Here is a 3,307-nt window from a genome sequence, read left to right as displayed (position 1 = left end):
GATCCACAAAGATGGAAAATAAATTACATTTAACCTATTCGTTACAAATTATCTTCCGCAACATAATATTGCGGATCGTCGAGTTCATGAGAGCAGAAAGGCCCGGCTTTCTTAAGCAAACTTACGCAATCATTACTCAGATGACGCAGGCGAATGGTTTTCCCGGCATCAAGATAACGCGCAGTCAGCTTATCAATCGCCTCCACCCCGCTGGAATCCATGACCCGCGTACCGGCAAAATCCAGCACCACATTTTGCGGATCGTTTTCAGGATTAAACAGTTCAGCAAATGTTGCCGCAGAACCGAAGAACAGCGGCCCGTCCAGTTTATACACCGTCAGATCGCCTTTGGTTTTGTGCTCACGAATACGGATACGCGCCTGTTGCCAGGCAAAAACCAGCGCTGAGATAATGACGCCGCTGATAACCGCCACAGCAAGATCGGTGAAAATCGTGATGACCGTGACAATCAGCATTACCAGCACGTCGGCTTTCGGCATACGGCGAAGACGCCGCAGCGAACTCCACTCAAAAGTGTTGTAGCAGACAACCAGCATAATCCCGGCCAGCGCCGCGACGGGCAGCAGACCAATATAACCGGAGAGACTGACCACAAACAGAATCAGCAGGATGGCCCCCACCGTACCTGAAATCCGCCCGCGACCGCCGGAGGTAAAATTAATGATCGATTGCCCAATCATCGCACAACCGGCGAAGCAACCGAACAATCCGCAAATGGTATTGCCCGCGCCCTGGGCGATACTCTCGCGGTTACCGTTGCCCTTCTGATTCCCCATTTCATCCAGCACCGTCATGGTCAGCAGCGATTCAATCAGGCCGACCAGCGCGATCACGACGGCATAGGGCAGCACGACTTTCAGCATCTCAACATTGAACGGTGCAACCGGCAGGCTGAAATGCGGCAATGCTCCTGAGATATCCGCCAGATCACTCACCCGCAAGGTATGCAGGTTAAAACCGATCGCGACGGCAGAAACGATGATCAGCGCCGCCAGAGAAGCGGGAATGATTTTGGTCAGTTTCGGGAACAGCACCACCACCAGTATCGCCAGTAGCACCAGCCCGTACATCAGTGGCCCCTGCCCGGCAATCATGTGCAACTGAGCCAGCATAATGACAATCGCCAGACCGTTCACGAAACCGTGAACCGCAGGCAACGGCACCAGCCGGATAAATTTTCCGAGGCGGAAGACCCCAATCAGTATCTGGATCATCCCGGCAAAAATGGTCGCCCACAACACGTATCCCATACCGTGTTGCGCCGCCAGACTCATCAGCACAACTACAATGGAACCCGCCGCGCCCGAGACCATGCCCGGTTTACCACCAAACAGTGCCGTTACCAGCCCGATAATAAACGCCGTATGCAGACCGACAATCGGTGACAACCCGGCAACCAGTGAAAAGCCGACTGCCTCAGGGATCATTGATACCGCCACCACGAATCCGGCCAGCGTTTCATTCTTCACTTCAGACAACTTCAGACCACGCGGACTAAACATAGAACATCCGGTACATTTCCCGATCAGTTAAAAAATTGTGACAAGTATCTAAAAATGAACCAGACGAGGCAAGGTTTATCCTGTGTGCTGATATCAGGGACGGCCACAAGCGGATCGAGATAAATGTGGTTCTCGTGTATAATGCGGGGAATTGTGGTCATTACATCGTGCGGTTATATTTAATCGTTTGATAATTAAGATATTAAGGTGAGAAAAACATGGGATTCAAATGCGGTATCGTCGGCCTGCCGAACGTCGGTAAATCTACGCTGTTCAATGCGCTGACCAAAGCGGGTATCGAAGCGGCAAACTTCCCGTTCTGCACCATCGAACCGAATACCGGTGTGGTACCTATGCCCGATCCGCGTCTCGACCAGTTGGCAGAAATTGTAAAACCCCAGCGTATCCTGCCTACTACCATGGAATTTGTGGACATCGCGGGCCTGGTAAAAGGTGCCTCTAAAGGCGAAGGTCTGGGTAACCAGTTCCTGACCAACATCCGTGAAACCGAAGCGATCGGCCACGTGGTGCGCTGCTTCGAGAACGACAATATTATTCACGTTAACAATAAAGTGGATCCGGCTGATGACATTGATGTCATCAATACCGAACTGGCGTTATCTGACCTTGATACCTGCGAACGTGCGATTCATCGTGTGCAGAAACGCGCCAAAGGCGGCGACAAAGACGCGAAAGCAGAACTGGCCGCACTGGAAAAATGCCTGCCACAGCTGGAAAACGCCGGCATGCTGCGCGCGCTGGCTCTGACTGAAGAAGACAAAGCGGCCATCCGCTACCTGAGCTTCCTGACACTGAAACCCACCATGTACATCGCGAACGTTAATGAAGACGGTTTCGAGAACAATCCTTACCTCGACGTTGTGCGCAAAATTGCAGAAGCGGAAGGCTCAGTCGTCGTTGCTGTTTGTGCTGCGGTTGAATCGGACATCGCTGAACTCGACGATGCTGACCGTGAAGAATTTATGGCTGAGCTGGGTCTGGAAGAACCGGGCCTGAACCGCGTGATCCGCGCCGGTTATGAGCTGCTGAATCTGCAAACTTACTTCACCGCCGGCGTGAAAGAAGTCCGTGCATGGACCATCCCTGTTGGCGCAACGGCGCCGCAAGCTGCAGGTAAAATCCACACTGATTTTGAGAAAGGCTTTATCCGCGCACAAACCATCGCATTCGACGATTTCATCACCTACAAAGGTGAGCAAGGCGCGAAAGAAGCGGGCAAAATGCGTTCAGAAGGCAAAGACTACATCGTTAAAAATGGCGACGTGATGAACTTCCTGTTCAACGTCTGATTCCAAACTCAGCGCATATTGTTCTGAAACCTCTGCGAAAATCCACGTCATGGCGTGGATTTTTCTTTTTATCGCAAAGGCCTGCTTAAAAGTGGCTGTCCGGGCCTTCTTTCATTTCTCCTTCTGCCGCATTACGGGATATATTAGCGGCACAAACGTAAAATTATCTTTTTGTAACGGATAACATTTCAATGGCACTGATCCCAAAAAACTACCAGCGTCTGGAAAGCGGATATCGCGAGAAAGCGCTGAAAATCTATCCGTGGGTATGCGGGCGCTGCTCGCGGGAGTTTGTTTACTCAAACCTGCGTGAATTAACGGTTCACCATATCGACCATGATCATACCAATAATCCGGAAGATGGCAGTAACTGGGAGTTGTTATGTCTGTATTGCCATGACCACGAACATTCAAAATACACTGAGGCTGACCAGTACGGCACAACCGTTGTGGCAGGAGAAGATGCACAAAAAG

3 protein-coding genes are annotated in these 3,307 nt (G+C 51.2%); 2 read left to right on the top strand and 1 reads right to left on the bottom strand.

Going from position 1 to position 3,307, the window contains the following annotated elements:
- Nucleotides 1–41: 41 nt before the first annotated feature.
- The gene (locus J1785_RS02165; protein WP_217218705.1) at nucleotides 42–1,523 is read right to left on the bottom strand and encodes a SulP family inorganic anion transporter; all 1,482 of its coding nucleotides are present in this window, start codon (nucleotides 1,521–1,523) and stop codon (nucleotides 42–44) included.
- A 218-nt stretch (nucleotides 1,524–1,741) separates the two neighbouring features.
- Between J1785_RS02165 and ychF the strand changes: the two genes are divergently transcribed.
- Both ychF and yajD read left to right on the top strand, forming a co-directional pair.
- Nucleotides 1,742–2,833 carry a redox-regulated ATPase YchF gene (gene ychF / locus J1785_RS02160; RefSeq protein ID WP_217218704.1) on the top strand — a complete coding sequence of 364 codons (1,092 nt, stop codon included), beginning with the start codon at nucleotides 1,742–1,744 and terminating at the stop codon, nucleotides 2,831–2,833.
- Nucleotides 2,834–3,024: 191 nt separating this feature from the next.
- On the top strand, nucleotides 3,025–3,307 hold a 283-nt coding region (yajD, locus tag J1785_RS02155; RefSeq protein WP_217218703.1), incomplete at its 3' end, for an HNH nuclease YajD.

The sequence above is a fragment of the Rahnella perminowiae genome, assembly GCF_019049755.1.
GTDB classification, from domain to species: Bacteria; Pseudomonadota; Gammaproteobacteria; order Enterobacterales; family Enterobacteriaceae; genus Rahnella; species Rahnella perminowiae.
The sequence above is the reverse complement of the archived record's forward strand: the minus strand, read 5'-3'. Positions and strand labels throughout refer to the sequence as shown.

Coding starts and splice junctions, on each gene's coding strand:
- ychF (WP_217218704.1), top strand. CDS start 1,742: ATGGGATTCAAATGCGGTATCGTCGGCCTGCCGAACGTCGGTAAATCT.
- J1785_RS02165 (WP_217218705.1), bottom strand. CDS start 1,523: ATGTTTAGTCCGCGTGGTCTGAAGTTGTCTGAAGTGAAGAATGAAACG.